Origin of the sequence: Pseudomonas sp. W17 (genome assembly GCF_040268305.1) — a bacterium.
Lineage (GTDB): Bacteria > Pseudomonadota > Gammaproteobacteria > Pseudomonadales > Pseudomonadaceae > Aquipseudomonas > Aquipseudomonas protegens.
In genome coordinates this window covers 2,582,420-2,596,119 of sequence record NZ_CP158490.1, presented here as the reverse complement: position 1 = coordinate 2,596,119, position 13,700 = coordinate 2,582,420, and the positions used below count along the sequence as shown (strand labels likewise).

The following is a 13,700-nucleotide window of genomic DNA, read 5'->3' as shown; positions in this document are numbered from 1 at the left end:
CTTATGCCCCGTGCCTTAGAGACCCTGGCCGCGCTAACCCTGAGCCTGGCGCTGGGCGCCGCCCATGCCACTGCCCCGCTGTTTTCCGCCGATGGCTATCGCACCAGCCTATACCGCAGCCCGACCCCGCTGCAGATCGACCAGGGCCGGATCATCGACACCCCGGGCCTGCAAGAGCTGCTCAAGGCGCAACCGGCGCCCCTGCTGATCGACGTCTACCGCCGGCAATGGCTGCAGGGCCGCTTCATCGACAGCGAGCCCCACGCCAACCTCCCCGGCAGCCACTGGCTGGCCAACACCGGCGACGGCGAACTGAGCCCCGAGTGGCAGGCCTATTTCGCCGGCAACCTGCAACGGCTGAGCCACGCCGACCCGCAGCGCGCCCTGGTGTTCTATTGCCGTGCCGATTGCTGGCTGAGCTGGAACGCGGTAAAACGCGCGGCAGCCCTGGGCTATAAGAACATCTACTGGTACCGCGACGGCCTGGATGCCTGGGAGGCCGCCGGCCTGCCCGTGGAGGCGGCCCGGCCGCTACCCTTTCCCTGAGCGTCGTAGCACGGCGTTGCCGCCCCCATAACCACAATAACGAGGTGAAAGGCCATGTATAAAATTCTGATAGCCGACGATCACCCACTGTTTCGCGAAGCCATCCACAACGTCATCAGCGACGGATTTCCCGGCAGCGAGGTGATGGAAACCGCCGACCTGGACAGCGCCCTGGCCCTGACCCAGGAACACGACGACCTCGACCTGATCCTGCTGGACCTGAACATGCCCGGCATGCACGGCCTCAACGGCCTGATCACCCTGCGCAACGAAGCGCCGACCATTCCGGTGGTGATCGTTTCCGCCGAGCAGGACAAGCAGATCGTGCTCCAGGCCATCACCTACGGCGCCGTCGGCTTCATCACCAAGTCCTCGGCGCGCTCGCAGATGACGGAGGCCATCGAACAGATCCTCAACGGCAACGTGTACCTGCCGCCGGACATCATCCGCACCCAGAAAAGCCAGCCGGGGCGGCGCAGCAGCGAGACCCCGAGCTTCCCCCCGGAACTGCTGCAGGCCCTGACCCGCAAACAGCTCCTGGTGCTGGAACGCATGACCAAGGGCGAATCCAACAAGCAGATCGCCTACACCCTGGACATTGCCGAAACCACGGTGAAGGCCCACGTCTCGGCGATTTTGCGCAAGCTCAACGTGCACAACCGGGTGCAAGCGATCCTCAGTGCCGGTGACATCGATTTCGGCGCCTACCTGCGCCGTTGAATTGCGCTGATCGTGCACCGACCCTGTAGGAGCCGGCTTGCCAGCGAAGGCGGTCTTGCGGGCCCCTTCGCTGGCAAGCCAGCGCCTACGGTTGGCAGTCAGTGATGGGGCGTAGGGGTGGCCGGGCTCAGCAGGTGGCTGATGGCGGTCTTGAGTTTCATCGGGCGCACCGGTTTGTGCATCAGGGTGTGGCCCAGTTCGCGCAGTTGCTGTTTGAGCTCGTTGCTGTAGTTGGCGGTGATCATCATCGCCGGGATCGCCAGGGCGCGACGGGCGTTGATTCGCGCTACCGCATCGATGCCGTTCTGTTGCTGGTCCAGGTGGTAGTCGGCAATCAGCAGGTCGGCCTCGGCGCGGTAGTCGTCCACCTGGCGCGCCAGGTCTTCTTCGGACAAGGCGGTGATCACCTCGCAGCCCCAGCCTTCAAGCAAGGTGCGCATGCCGGCGCAGATCGCCGCGTCGTTATCCAGCACCCAGATCCGCGCCCCCTGCAAACGCTCCAGCAGGGCATCGCCCAGCTCCGGGCGCGGCGCTGGCAAGGGCGCGCTGGCGCTGATCGGCACCTGCACGCTGAACACCGAACCACGCCCCGGCCAGGAGCGCACGCCAATGCGGTGCCCGAGAATCCCGGCAATCTTCTCGACGATGGCCAGCCCCAGGCCCAGGCCGCGATCCTGGTCCGGGCGCTGTTCTTCGCCACGCTTGAACTCCTGGAAGATTTCCTCCAGGCGTTCGGCGGCGATACCCATGCCGCTGTCCCAGACTTCGATCGACAGCCAGCGCCCCTGGCGCCGACAGCCCAGCACCACCCGGCCCTGGCGGGTGTAGCGGATGGCGTTGCTCAACAGGTTGCGCAGAATCCGCGCCAGCAGCTGGATGTCGCTGCGCACCAGCGCCGAGCAGGCCACGAAGTGCAGTTCCAGGCCTTCGCTGCGGGCCACCTGGGCGTACTCGGCGGCGAGGTTTTCCAGCAGTTCGCTCAAGGCAAAGGGCGCGATATCGGCCTTGATCACCCCGGCATCGAGCTTGGAAATGTCCACCAGGGTACCCAGCAGGTTTTCCACGTCTTCCAGGGAGTTGCTGACATTGCGCACCAGGGCGCTGCTGGCCTGGGGATCGCGACGCTCCAGCAAGGCGCTGGTGAACAGCCGCGCGGCGTTCAGGGGTTGCAGCAGGTCATGGCTGACCGCGGCGAGGAACTTGGTCTTCGACAGGTTGGCCCGTTCGGCCTCGGCCTTGGCCTCGCGCAAGCGTGATTCGACCCGGCTGCGCTCTTCGATCTCGCGCAGCAGTTGCTGGTTGAGGGTGGTCAGCTCGGCGGTGCGTTCGCGCACCCGCAGCTCCAGGTTCTGGTAGGCCTGATGCAGCGCCTCGGCGGTGCGCCGGCGCTCGGTGATGTCGCGGATCAGCACGAAGATCCCCACCACCTCGCCATTGGCCAGGCGGTTGGGCACGTAGGAACGCAGCATGTAGCGCTCCTGATTGTTGATGTTGGTCTCGGCGAATTCGAAGGTCACGCTCTCCCCGGCCAGGGCCCGCTCCACATAGCTTTCCAGGCGCTGGTAGTGCTGCTCGCTGTGCACCTCGCGCAGGCTCTGGCCGAGCATCACGCCCCGGGGCCAGCAGTACCACTCCTCATAGACCTTGTTGGTGAACTCGTACACCAGGTCGGCATTGAGGTAGGCGATCAGCGCCGGCACATGGTCGGTGATCAGGCGGATCCAGCGTTCGCTTTCGCTCAGGGCCTCGGCGTGCTGGTAGCGCTCGGTGATGTCGGTGAAGGTGTTGACGAAACCGCCGGTGGGCAACGGATGGGTGCGGATCTCCAGCACCCGGCCATCGCTCAGGCGCTGTTCGCATTCGTGGATCGGCCGGCCGTTGGCGTCGCGGCTGTCGGGGCTCAGCAGGCGCAGTTCGCTGTCGCCGATGACCTCGGCAAACAAGCGATGCGCGGCCACCGGGGCCAACCCGCTGAGTTCCAGGAAGCGCCGGTTCCACAGTTCCAGGGTGCCCTCGGCGCTGACCATGGCCACGCCCTGGGACAGGTTGTCCACCGCCCGTTGCAGCAGGTGGGACTTCTGCGCCACCGCCTGTTCCCGGCGCAGGGTTTCGCTGTGCTTGACCTCGGTGATGTCGGTGAACAGGATCACCCGCCCGCCTTCCCGGGTCGGCCGCTCGCTGACCTGTAGCCAGCGGCCGTTATGCAGGCGATACAGCAACTGCTCGTCACCGCCACTGCGCGGTTCTTCGCTGAACAACCCGGTGCTGGTCAGCAACCTGCGCACCTCCGAGAGGCGCATGCCGGCCATGATCCGCACCCGGCTGTGGCTCCAGAAGGCGCGGAAGCGGCTGTTGAACAGGACGATGCGCTGCTCCTGGTCGAACAGCACGAAGGCGTCGGAAATGCTCTCGATGGCGTCGATCAGGTGCTGGTGCGCCGTCTCGGCCCGCAGCCGCGCCTCGCTGAGCAAATGGTTGCCGGCCTTGAGCTCGGCCATGGCCTGGTTCAGCGCGTCGGTGCGTTCGCGCACCTGCTCGGCCAGCACCACCGAATGCTGGAACGCCGCATAGGGGTCATTGCCGCGGGTGATGCCGGATTCGACCCGTTCGATCAGCGCGCTGTTGATCCGCCGCAGCTTGCGGTTCTCGCGCTGCAGGCAGTCGAGCTGCGCTTGCAGCTCAGCGGCGGGCCGGAGTTCGACTGCGGGCAATGGCGACCCCAGTGAAGGTCTGGTTGATGTGCATGCCATTGAACTGTTCTCCGTAGGTGTTGAAACCCATCACCCGCTGTTCCCGCAAAAAGGCCCCGATCTGCTCCAGGCTGCCCTGCCCCTCCAGCTCCAGGCGGCGCAAAAAACAGTCGCAGCCAATGGTCAGCAGCAACCCGCCGAGGCGCTGCTGCAAGCCGTCGAACAGCTGTTGCAGGTTGGGCAGCAAAGGGCCGGGGGTCATGGCGGTGAGGACGATGCCGTTCTCCACCGCGCAGTAGAAACTCAGGCTCAGGTCCGGGTGCACCTGCTGCACGGCGCGCACGTAGTAGTGCTGGTTGATCCGCACCGCCAGCGGGTTGGCGGCAAACACCCGGTGGTCGAGCTGCGCAAGCGGCACACCGATCAACCGCGCATACTCTTCGGCGGCGGGCTCGGCGTTCAATTCATAGACCCGGCGCAAGGCGCTGTCGGCGCCGGTGACCACCAATTTTTCTTCCCGGGGCAGGATGTGGTGGGTGGTGAACACCTCGAAATCCAGCCAGGTGTTGACCAGCACCACCACCGCCGCGCCGCTGTGAAATTCGCCACCGAAGTAGACGTGGGTATGGGTCAAGTAGTTGTCGTCGCCGGCCGAACCGCCGAAATGCGGAATGTCTCCCAGGGCCGCGCTGAGGGCGGCCAGCACCATCTCTTCGCGGCTCGACAGGCCGTCCAGCAGGGTCAGGGCGAAGCTGTTGCCCTTGATCGGCGCCAGGGTGTTGCTGCGGCAGCGGCCCACCAGGCGTTCGACCATCTGCTGGGCGTCGATCAGGCTGAAGTGCTCCATCTGGTCGATCAGTTCGGCGGCGATGGAAAAGTGCCGGTGATCGAAGCCGATGGCGGTCACGCAATTGCGCCCGTAGCCCTGCGGGGTGATTTCCCCGGCGCTGGTGCAGCCCACCAGGGGGATGCCGCCAAAGCTCTGCTGCAAGGCCGGGCCCAGGGTTTGCAGGGGGTATTCGGCGGAACAGAAGAACAGCACGAAGCCCAGGTGCGGATGCAGCAACTGGCTGGCCAGGTCCTGGGCCACCTGCTGCGGATCGACGGCCTGGGACATGGCGCTGACCACGCCCTCGCTCTGGGCTTGCTGCATCGTCGCCTCCGGCGCCGGTTGTCTGAGCAATGAGTGTACGAAGCCGGCCCCGGGGCACGAATGCTACTTGGGTAGCGGGTAGCCGGTTCCATGGGCGTAGGTGCTGGCTTGCGAGCGAAAGGCGTCATCCGGGCTGGTACAAGGCTTGAGGGCCTCTTCGCCGGCAAGCCGGCTCCTACAAGGGAAGGCGCAAATATGGGAGAAATGGGAATGCGGAGCGCCGGCCCGGGCGCGATGCGCACGCCAGGGCCGGCGCGGGGGTTACCAGGTCAGTACGGCACCCACGGCGAAGGTGTCGGTGTTTTCGTTCTGGGCACTGGTGTGGTGGCCGTCGATCTCGAACTGGTTGTACTCGGCCACCAGCTTGAGGTTGTCGTTGATGTCGTGGAACAGCGCCACGCCCCGGGTCTGGTAGTCGGCGCCGCTGCCGACCACGCCGTTGCCGTCGTCCTTCGTCTTGCCGTAGGACAGCGCCAGGCGGTTCTTGCCCAGCTTGTACGAGCCCTGCAGCAGGTAGCCCTTGCTGTCCACGTTGCGCAGCGTGGCTTCGCCGGCGTTGTTGGTGAAGAACGGGTTGATGCCCTTGGCCTGGAACCCGGAACCGGTCAGGGACAACCCGCCCATCTTGGCCTGCAGGCCGTAGCCCAGGCCCTTGGAAGTCACCGATTGCACGTTGGGGTCGGTGTTGTCGGAGGTCTGGTAGCTGCCGTTGAGCCAGCTGTAGAACTTGGCCCCGCCCAGGTCGAACTGGTAGGTGACCTCGCTCTCGGTGCGCGGGTTCTTCTGGTAGGCCTTGCCCAGGGCGCTGCTGTCGTTGGTGTCCACCGGGTCGAGGATGCCCACCGCCACCCGCAGGCCGTCCATCACCGGGCTGCGGTAAGTGATCTGCGACGAAGGAAAGGGATAGGGGTAACCGCTGCCGATGTTGCCGAACGACACCCCGCCGCCGTCCACCAGCCCCAGGCTGTCGCTGACCTGGCCGTACCCGGCGAGCATTTCATCGAGCAGGATGTTGGAACGGGCGAACAGGCCGAAGTCCTTGCCGATCAGCACCTCGCCCCACTCCGGGTTGGCCACGGTGCCGTAGAACTGGCGCACGTCGATGGCGGTGTCGGTGCCGTTGGTCTCGCTGTCGTTGATGGTCACCCAGAACGAGGCCCGGGCGCCGAGCTTGAGGTCGTCCACCTGCTTGCCCATGTTGAAACCCAGGTAGTTGGGCAGAAAGCCCATCTTCACCCGCGCCTGACGGCGGTCGTACTGGTCGCCGGCGCGGTCGACCTTGCTGTTGACGTAGAAGGCGTTGATGTAGCCGTCGGTGGAAAAGGTGGTCTGGTCCTTGTCGTACAGCATGATCTCGGCTTCGGCGACAGAGCCCAGGCCAAGGGTCGACAGGCCGACAAGCAGGGCCGGAATCAGAGGGTACTGGCAGTTCTTATTGTTATGCATGGCGCGCTCCGCAAACGGGGGACGAAATGTCGGAGGCGATTATCGAAACGCGCCAAGGCCGCCCATAGGCTGCCTTGGGGGCAAGTTCACGGTGCTTTGGAGGGGCTGGCAGGGAGCGGCAAATCCGATCCACGACCGGCCCGCTACCGGGAGTAGCACCAAGGGTTTATCGACCCCGGTGCCAAGGGATAAGGCATTAAGCCTCGGCCGCCAAAGCGCGCAGTCGCGCCAGTTCGGCAACGGCCAGGGGAATGCCGTGCTCCAGCGATTTGGCCCGGGTGCGGTAGCGCCGGTCGCCGGGCATGCGCTCCAGGCCCACGGCCTGCATCTGCCGCACCAGCTCGCCGCTGCGCTGGGCAAAACGCCCGCCGCCCAGGTGGCTGGGGTCGATGACGATCAGCAGTTGCCCGGTCCAGGGCGTCTGCGCCCCCGGGTGTTGTGACCAGTCGAATTCGAAGGAGAAGTTGCCACCAGTGAGCGCCGCCGCCAGCAGCTCCACCATCATCGACAGCGCCGAGCCCTTGTGCCCGCCAAAGGGCAGCAAGGCGCCGCCGTCGAGAATCGCTGCCGGGTCGCAAGTGGGCTGGCCATCGCGATCCACCCCCATGCCCGGCGGCAGCTGCTGGCCCTGGCGCTTGGCGATCTGCACATCGCCGTGGGCGATGGCGCTGGTGGCCAGGTCGAAGACGATGGGTTCGGCACCCTCGCGGGGGGCGGCGAAGGCAATCGGGTTGGTGCCGAACAGCGGACGCTGGGCGCCGTGGGGCACCACGCAGGTCATGCTGTTGACCAGGCTCAGGGCCACCAGGCCTTCTTCGGCGAAGGGCTCGACATCCGGCCACAGCGCCGCGAAGTGATGGGAATTGCGAATCGCCAACACCGCGATCCCGGCGCTGCGGGCCTTGCTCAGCAGCAGCTCGCGGGCCGCCGCCAGGGCCGGCTGGGCAAAACCGCCTGCAGCATCCACCGCCACCACGCCGGGGGCCACATCTTCCACTTGCGGCAGCGCCTGCCCATTCACCCAGCCGCTGGCCAGGGACGACAGGTAGCCGGGAATGCGAAACACCCCGTGGCTGTGGGAACCATCGCGCTGGGCCCGGGCGCAGTTGTCGGCCAGCACCCGGGCCACCTCGGCAGAGGTGCCGTGGCGAAGAAAAATCCGTTGCAGCAAGTCGGTCAAGGCAGGCAGGTCGAGGTACTCGACATCAGCCTGCGCCAGAGTCGCGTGGGTCGCGTCGGTCATTGCAGCTCCATTGGAATTGTTATTGGAAGGTGCCTGACTATCGCGTCACGCCAGTTAACTGTCAAATATTGACTTAATGACAGAAAACATTCATTTTCCATTGTCAACGGCCAATAACAATGAAAACCCATGAGCCAATCCATCAAACAACGCCTTGAAAGCAGCCTGTCCAGCGCCACCGCGTCGGGCCGGGCGATTGCCAGCTACATGCTGGCCAACCTCTATGAGCTGCCCTTCCAGACCGCCGCCGACATCGCTGAAAAACTCGGCGTCAGCGAGTCCAGCGTCGGCCGGTTCTGCCGCGCCATCGGCTACAGCCATTTCAAGGATTTGAAAAACGACCTGAAGAACGACCTCGGCGAAGGCCCGTGGCTGGTGGGCGACCGCCTGCAGGAATTTCGCCAGCAGCCCAACCCGGCGGCCCAGGGCCTGCCCCGCAGCTTCGAGCTGGAAGTGGCGGCGCTGGTCAAGGTCTACGAATACAGCCTGACCCCGGCCTGGCAGACCGTGGTCCAGCGCCTGGCCAGCCGGCGCCGGGTGTACGTGGCGGGGTTCCAGACCGAGCGCGGCATCGCCGCCTCCATGGTCCACCTGCTGCAATACCTGCGCGACGGCGTGCACCTGGTGGACGGCTCCGCCGGGCATTTCGCCGACGTGCTGCTGAGCCCCGCCGAAGACTGCGCCCTGGTGGTGTTCGAGGCCCGGCGCTATTCGCGCCACGCCCTGACCCTGTGCCACAAGGCCCGCGAGGCGGGGATTCCAGTGACCCTGGTGACCGACACCTTCTGCGACTGGGCCGAGCAGAACGCCGACGAGGTGTTCCGCGTGCCCACCGAGTTCAACCTGTTTTGGGAATCCACCGCGGCCATGCTGTCGCTGGTTCACCTCTTGATCAACGAGGTGTGCAAGCACCTGGGCCCCGAGGTGGAAAAACGCCTGGAAGCCACCGCCGCCCTGCATAACGAATTTGTTGGCTACACATCGTCCACCCGCGCAAAACAATAAATAACCGAGGTGCTCCATGAACAACGTCCTTCGCTTCGCCGGCGCCTGCGCCCTGGTCATCGGCGCTTCCACAGCCCAGGCTGAAACCCTGAAGATCGCCACCGAAGGCGCCTACCCGCCCTTCAACTACGTGGACTCCAACAACCAACTGCACGGCTTCGACGTGGACATCGCCAACGCCCTGTGCAAGCAGATGCAGGTCGAATGCCAGATCGTCGCCCAGGACTGGGAAGGCATCATCCCGGCGCTGCTGGCGAAGAAATACGACGCCGTGGTGGCCTCGATGATCGCCACCGACGAGCGCAAGAAAAAGATCGCCTTCAGCAACCACTACTACCGCACCCCGCTGTCGGTGGCGGTGGCCAAGGACTCGGACATCAGCGATGCCCAGACCAACTTCAAGGGCCGCACCGTGGGCGCCCAGGCCTCCTCGACCCAGGCCATCTACGCCGAGGACCACTACGGCCCGGCCGGCGCCGACGTGAAGTTCTACCCGACCCTCGACGAAGCCAACAGCGACCTGGCGGCCGGGCGCGTGGACGGGGTGATTGCCGACAAGTTCCCGCTGCTGGCCTGGGCCGAAAGCGCCGGCAAGGACTGCTGCAAGATCATCGGTGACGTCAACGGCACCACCGCCGACGCCTCGATCGCCGTGCGCAAGGAAGACAACGCCCTGCGCGAGCGCCTGAACAAGGCCCTGGACGCGATCGTCGCCGACGGCACCTACAAGCAGATCTCCAGCCGCTACTTCGCCTTCGACATCTACTGACCGCCCGCCTTTGCCGCTGCCTAAGCCCCGCGTTCCCTTGAGCGCGGCGGCGCCCTGCACGGTTCATTTTTCCAGAGGGTTCGCGCATGTTCGAACAGCTGTCACTCCTGTCCTTTGCCAGCGGCGGCTGGGGCTCGGCCCTGCTTGCCGGGGCCCTGGTGACCATCGCCCTGGCCCTGGCCTGCGTGCCCATCGGCCTGCCCCTGGGCTTGCTGGTAGCCCTGGCCGCACGCTCGAAAAACCGCTGGGCGCGGGCCTGGGCCACGACCTTTTCCACGGTGTTTCGCGGCCTGCCAGAGCTGTTGACGCTGTTGATCATCTACTACGGCTGCCAGATTGCCGCGCAAAAAATCCTCGGTGCCCTGGGCTACCCGGGTGAAGTGGCGATCAACACCTTCGTCGCCGCGATGATCGCCTTCAGCCTGGTGTTCGCCGCCTTCTCCAGCGAGATCTGGCTGGCCGCGTTCAAGACCCTGCCCAAGGGCCAGTACGAAGCCGCCAGCGCCCTGAGCCTGTCGCGGCGCACCACCTTCAGCCGGGTGCTGCTGCCACAACTGACCCGCATCGCCCTGCCGGGGCTTTCCAACAACTGGCTGTCGCTGCTCAAGGACACCTCCCTGGTGTCGACCATTTCCCTGGTGGACCTGATGCGCCAGACCAACCTCGCGGTCAGCGTGACCAAGGAACCCATGCTGTTCTACAGCGTGGCCTGCTTTGGCTACCTGTTCTTCTCGGCGCTGTCGGGGCACCTGTTCAGCTTTCTCGAACGGCGCTTCAACCGTGCGCACCGGAGCCTGCAGCCATGAACCTGGATGACCTGCTGAACCTGTTCCTCAACCAGGAACTGCTGGAACGCTACGGCCCGCGCTTTATCGACGGCCTGCTGGTGACCGCCAAGCTGGTGGCGATTTCCTTCAGCCTGGGCGCCGTGCTCGGCCTGCTGATCGCCCTCGGGCGGCTGTCCAGCAATCGTTTCCTGCGGCGCTTCACCGGGGCCTACGTGTACTTCTTCCGCGGCTCGCCGCTGCTGGCCCAGCTGTTCATGCTGTATTACGGCCTGGGCTCGTTCAAAGGCTTCTGGCAGGACGTGGGCCTGTGGTGGTTCTTCCGCGATGCCTGGTTCTGCACCCTGCTGGCCTTCACCCTGAACACCGCCGCCTACCAGGCGGAGATCCTGCGCGGCAGCCTGCTGGCGGTAGCCCAGGGCCAGCGCGAAGCCTGCAAGGCCCTGAGCCTGTCGCGCTGGACCGCGTTTCGCAAAGTGATACTGCCGCAGTCGCTGCTGATCGCCATCGGGCCTCTGGGCAACGAGCTGATTTTGATGATCAAGGCCAGCGCCATCGCCTCCCTGGTGACCATCTACGACCTGATGGGGGTGACCAAACTGGCCTTCTCCCGCAGCTTCGATTTCCAGATCTACCTGTGGGCCGCGGTGCTCTACCTGATCATCGTCGAAGTGGTACGGCGCAGCCTCAAATACCTGGAAGGCCGCCTGGGCCGGCACCTGAACTGAACCCTTTAGCGGGCCGCCGCGCGGCCCCTGTCATAAGGACTGAAACATGCATTGCCAAACCCTCGTTCTGGGCGCCGGAATCGTCGGCGTCAGCAGCGCCCTGCACCTGCAGGCCCGCGGCCGCCAAGTAGTGCTACTGGACCGCCAGCCCCCGGGCAACGGCACCAGCCACGGCAACGCCGGGCTGATCGAACGCGCCAGCGTGATTCCCTACGCCTTCCCCCGGGAAGTGACCAAGCTGGTGCGCTACGGCCTCAACCAGCAATCGGACGTGCGCTACAGCCTGCGCCACCTGCCCAAGGCCGGCCCCTGGCTGCTGCAATACTGGCGCCACTCCTCGCCCAAGGGCCTGGCCGCCGCCACCCGCGCCATGCTGCCGCTGATCGAACGCTGCGTCACCGAACACCTGGCCCTGGCCCGCCCGGCCAACATGCTGGAACTGATCGCCGACGGCGGCTGGCTCGAAGCCTTCAACGACCAGCAGGCCTTCGACTTCGCCCAGCGCGCCGCCGCCGACCTGCGCGACTACGAACTCAACTACCGGGTACTGGACCGCGCCGAACTGCTGGCCCTGGAACCCGGCCTGCACCCCGACATAGTGGGCGGCCTGCACTGGCTCGACCCCAAGACCGTGAGCGACCCCGGCGGCCTGACCCGCGGCTACGCCGAACTGTTCAAGCAGCGCGGCGGCCAATTCGTCATAGGTGATGCCCTGACCCTGACCCAGATCGAAGGCGGCTGGCAGGTGCAGAGCGAACTCGGCCCGATCACCGCCCAGGAAGTGGTGGTGGCCCTGGGCCCGCAAGCCAGCGGCATCTTCGAGCCCCTGGGCTACCGCATTCCCCTGGCGATCAAGCGCGGCTACCACATGCACTACGCCGCCGTGCCCGGCACCCGCCTGCAGCACCCGATCCTCGACCCGGTGGGTGGCTACGTCCTGGCACCGATGGTGGGCGGCATCCGCCTGACCACCGGCATCGAATTCGCCGACTGTGAAGACCCGATCAACGAAATCCAACTGCGCCGCTGCGAAGCCCTGGCCCGAAACTTCTACCCCCTGGGCGAACGCCTCGACGCCGAACCCTGGCTGGGCCGCCGCCCGTGCCTGCCGGACATGTGCCCGGTGATCGGCCCCGCCCCGCGCCACCCCGGCCTGTGGTTCAACTTCGGCCACGCCCACCACGGCCTGACTCTGGGCCCGGTGAGCGGCCACCTGCTTGCGCAAATGGTCACCGGCGAAACGCCCTTCACCGACCCCACCCCCTACCGCGCCGAGCGCTTCAACTGACCGACGGAGAACCGCCATGCAGACCCAGACCGCCCCGCTTCCCGCCGCCCTCCAAGCGCCCGCCCAGCCCACTGCCGACCCGCGTGAAGTGGTGATCGATATTGCCGGGGTGAACAAGTTCTACGGTGCTTTCCATGTACTGCACGACATCGACCTCAAAGTGCGCCAGGGCGAACGCATCGTCCTTTGCGGGCCTTCCGGCTCGGGCAAATCGACCCTGATCCGTTGCATCAACCGCCTGGAAATCGCCGAAAAAGGCCGCATCCTGGTGGACCGCACCGACCTCTCGCAAAACACCCGCGAAGCCGCCCAGGTGCGCAGCCAGGTGGGCATGGTGTTCCAGCACTTCAACCTGTTCCCGCACATGAGCGTGCTGGACAACTGCACCCTGGCACCGATGACCGTGCGCGGGTTATCGCGGAAAAAGGCTGAAGAGTTGGCGCGAGGGTTTCTGGCCAAGGTGGGGATTGAGAATCAGGCGGATAAATACCCGAGCCAGCTTTCAGGTGGGCAGCAACAGCGCGTGGCGATTGCCCGGGCGTTGTGCATGGAGCCGAAGATTATGTTGTTTGATGAACCGACCTCGGCGCTGGACCCGGAGATGGTGAGTGAGGTGTTGGATGTGATGGTGAAACTCGCCGGGAGTGGGATGACCATGTTGTGCGTGACCCATGAGATGGGGTTTGCGCGGCAGGTGGCGGAGCGGGTGTTGTTTTTGGATGGGGGGCGGATTGTGGAGGATGCACCGCCGGAGGCGTTTTTTGGAGCGCCGAAGAGTGAGAGGGCTAAGGCGTTTCTTGCGCAGATTGTGCATTGAGATTGGAGGGCAGATTCGTTGTTGCGGATGTGGCGGCGCCCTGCAATGAGTCTGGTTGGAGTTCCACAGTAAGCCAGGACCTCAGCGAGCTTACTGTGGCGAGGGAACTTGCTCCCGCTCGGCCGCGCAGCGGTCGTAAAACCTGAGGTTGCGATCTTTATAGGTGTACATATCCGTTGCTGCGGTCACGGCCACTTATGGTTTCGCTCTTACAGCGACTCACTTTGGAAAAGCCCCAAAGTAACCAAAGGGCTCCTGCCCCTCCACTCGGTGCCTCGCCTAGGCTCGGCATGCCCTCACTCCGGCATTGATCCGTGGGCCGCCGCCACAGGCCATCCATGGCCTGGGGCGGCTAACCCGGCGTCCTGCCGGGTTACCCACGGCTCAATGCCTGCGTTCGGCCATCGTGTCTAAAGGGGCAGGCAGATCAAAGGCCAAAGCAAGACAGTGGCCTCCCGACCACCCTAAAAACAAAGCCCCCTCACCTGTAGACGCTGCCGAAGGCTGCGA

General features: G+C 65.2%; 12 protein-coding genes. 8 read left to right on the top strand and 4 right to left on the bottom strand.

Translation table 11 applies throughout. The features are described from left to right. Nucleotides 1-3 precede the first annotated feature (3 nt). Nucleotides 4-546 carry a PQQ-dependent catabolism-associated CXXCW motif protein gene (locus ABCR88_RS12070; protein ID WP_041117207.1) on the top strand — a complete coding sequence of 181 codons (543 nt, stop codon included), beginning with the start codon at nucleotides 4-6 and terminating at the stop codon, nucleotides 544-546. Between the two features lie 54 nt (nucleotides 547-600). Next, entirely contained in the window at nucleotides 601-1,266 is a 666-nt protein-coding gene (locus tag ABCR88_RS12065) for a response regulator transcription factor (RefSeq protein WP_011060504.1), read from the top strand. Between the two features lie 98 nt (nucleotides 1,267-1,364). Here ABCR88_RS12065 and nahK read toward each other — a convergent pair whose 3' ends face one another. The 4 genes from nahK to ABCR88_RS12045 all read right to left on the bottom strand — a co-directional run bounded on the left by nahK (nucleotide 1,365) and on the right by ABCR88_RS12045 (nucleotide 7,798). Beyond that, entirely contained in the window at nucleotides 1,365-4,016 is a 2,652-nt protein-coding gene (gene nahK, locus ABCR88_RS12060) for a hybrid sensor histidine kinase/response regulator NahK/ErcS' (RefSeq protein WP_350404621.1), read from the bottom strand. Then, nucleotides 3,946-5,109, bottom strand: a complete 1,164-nt coding sequence (gene nosP, locus ABCR88_RS12055) for a nitric oxide-sensing protein NosP (RefSeq protein ID WP_041117204.1) — start codon at nucleotides 5,107-5,109, stop codon at nucleotides 3,946-3,948. Before nosP ends, nahK begins: the two co-directional genes overlap by 71 nt. Nucleotides 5,110-5,370: 261 nt before the next feature. Next, entirely contained in the window at nucleotides 5,371-6,555 is a 1,185-nt protein-coding gene (locus ABCR88_RS12050; RefSeq protein ID WP_212806171.1) for a porin, read from the bottom strand. Nucleotides 6,556-6,751: 196 nt separating this feature from the next. Beyond that, nucleotides 6,752-7,798, bottom strand: coding sequence for an Ldh family oxidoreductase (locus ABCR88_RS12045; RefSeq protein WP_350404620.1), 1,047 nt, complete (start codon nucleotides 7,796-7,798; stop codon nucleotides 6,752-6,754). Between the two features lie 129 nt (nucleotides 7,799-7,927). Here ABCR88_RS12045 and ABCR88_RS12040 point away from each other — a divergent pair, with 129 nt between their 5' ends. The 6 genes from ABCR88_RS12040 to ABCR88_RS12015 all read left to right on the top strand — a co-directional run bounded on the left by ABCR88_RS12040 (nucleotide 7,928) and on the right by ABCR88_RS12015 (nucleotide 13,190). Further along, the gene (locus ABCR88_RS12040; RefSeq protein ID WP_025130066.1) at nucleotides 7,928-8,803 is read left to right on the top strand and encodes a MurR/RpiR family transcriptional regulator; all 876 of its coding nucleotides are present in this window, start codon (nucleotides 7,928-7,930) and stop codon (nucleotides 8,801-8,803) included. Between the two features lie 16 nt (nucleotides 8,804-8,819). Next, nucleotides 8,820-9,572: a transporter substrate-binding domain-containing protein gene (locus ABCR88_RS12035; protein ID WP_350404618.1), complete on the top strand. Its 753-nt coding sequence runs from the start codon at nucleotides 8,820-8,822 to the stop codon at nucleotides 9,570-9,572. 86 nt (nucleotides 9,573-9,658) lie between these two features. Further along, nucleotides 9,659-10,378 (top strand): ABC transporter permease subunit, encoded by a 720-nt coding sequence (locus ABCR88_RS12030; protein ID WP_350404617.1) that lies wholly within the window; start codon nucleotides 9,659-9,661, stop codon nucleotides 10,376-10,378. Next, the gene (locus ABCR88_RS12025; RefSeq protein WP_350404616.1) at nucleotides 10,375-11,085 is read left to right on the top strand and encodes an ABC transporter permease; all 711 of its coding nucleotides are present in this window, start codon (nucleotides 10,375-10,377) and stop codon (nucleotides 11,083-11,085) included. Before ABCR88_RS12030 ends, ABCR88_RS12025 begins: the two co-directional genes overlap by 4 nt. 46 nt (nucleotides 11,086-11,131) lie before the next feature. Next, nucleotides 11,132-12,373 carry an FAD-binding oxidoreductase gene (locus ABCR88_RS12020; RefSeq protein WP_350404615.1) on the top strand — a complete coding sequence of 414 codons (1,242 nt, stop codon included), beginning with the start codon at nucleotides 11,132-11,134 and terminating at the stop codon, nucleotides 12,371-12,373. A 16-nt stretch (nucleotides 12,374-12,389) separates the two neighbouring features. Further along, entirely contained in the window at nucleotides 12,390-13,190 is an 801-nt protein-coding gene (locus tag ABCR88_RS12015) for an amino acid ABC transporter ATP-binding protein (RefSeq protein WP_350404613.1), read from the top strand. The last annotated feature ends 510 nt before the right edge of the window (nucleotides 13,191-13,700 follow it).

Bases quoted from the DNA above. Each gene is read 5' to 3' on its own strand.
- ABCR88_RS12070 (WP_041117207.1), top strand. From the start codon at position 4: ATGCCCCGTGCCTTAGAGACCCTGGCCGCGCTAACCCTGAGCCTGGCG.
- ABCR88_RS12065 (WP_011060504.1), top strand. From the start codon at position 601: ATGTATAAAATTCTGATAGCCGACGATCACCCACTGTTTCGCGAAGCC.
- nahK (WP_350404621.1), bottom strand. From the start codon at position 4,016: ATGGCATGCACATCAACCAGACCTTCACTGGGGTCGCCATTGCCCGCA.
- nosP (WP_041117204.1), bottom strand. From the start codon at position 5,109: ATGCAGCAAGCCCAGAGCGAGGGCGTGGTCAGCGCCATGTCCCAGGCC.
- ABCR88_RS12050 (WP_212806171.1), bottom strand. From the start codon at position 6,555: ATGCATAACAATAAGAACTGCCAGTACCCTCTGATTCCGGCCCTGCTT.
- ABCR88_RS12045 (WP_350404620.1), bottom strand. From the start codon at position 7,798: ATGACCGACGCGACCCACGCGACTCTGGCGCAGGCTGATGTCGAGTAC.
- ABCR88_RS12040 (WP_025130066.1), top strand. From the start codon at position 7,928: ATGAGCCAATCCATCAAACAACGCCTTGAAAGCAGCCTGTCCAGCGCC.
- ABCR88_RS12035 (WP_350404618.1), top strand. From the start codon at position 8,820: ATGAACAACGTCCTTCGCTTCGCCGGCGCCTGCGCCCTGGTCATCGGC.
- ABCR88_RS12030 (WP_350404617.1), top strand. From the start codon at position 9,659: ATGTTCGAACAGCTGTCACTCCTGTCCTTTGCCAGCGGCGGCTGGGGC.
- ABCR88_RS12025 (WP_350404616.1), top strand. From the start codon at position 10,375: ATGAACCTGGATGACCTGCTGAACCTGTTCCTCAACCAGGAACTGCTG.
- ABCR88_RS12020 (WP_350404615.1), top strand. From the start codon at position 11,132: ATGCATTGCCAAACCCTCGTTCTGGGCGCCGGAATCGTCGGCGTCAGC.
- ABCR88_RS12015 (WP_350404613.1), top strand. From the start codon at position 12,390: ATGCAGACCCAGACCGCCCCGCTTCCCGCCGCCCTCCAAGCGCCCGCC.